Below are 296 nucleotides of genomic sequence, written 5' to 3'. Positions count from 1 at the left end.
AAAAAAAAAAAGGGGGGGGGTTAGTAGGAGGTTGTTGAGGAAAGAAAATTATTTTTTAAAAATAAAAAAGGAAGGGGTGTTGAGAAAAAGAAGGAGAGAAGGGAAAAAAATAGAGTGGGTTTTATAGGTGTGTGTTATGGTATGTGATGGGTGAATGATTAAAAAAATATAAAAAAGTAAATTTTAATCTGTTGCATTTGATTATGATATGCATTCATGGCGACCCCTAGAGGATTTGAACCTCTGTTATCACACAGAGAGAGTGACGTCCTGAGCCACTAGACGAAAGGGTCAAT

1 tRNA gene is annotated in these 296 nt (G+C 35.5%); it reads right to left on the bottom strand.

Annotated elements, in window-relative coordinates:
• Positions 1–217 precede the first annotated feature (217 nt).
• Positions 218–293: transfer RNA gene (locus tag CAMP5082_RS08360), tRNA-Glu, on the bottom strand.
• Positions 294–296: the final 3 nt, after the last annotated feature.

Source organism: Campylobacter sp. LMG 17559 (assembly GCF_024723605.1).
In the GTDB taxonomy this organism is placed as follows: Bacteria; Campylobacterota; Campylobacteria; order Campylobacterales; family Campylobacteraceae; genus Campylobacter_D.
This window is presented reverse-complemented; position numbering and strand designations above follow the sequence as displayed.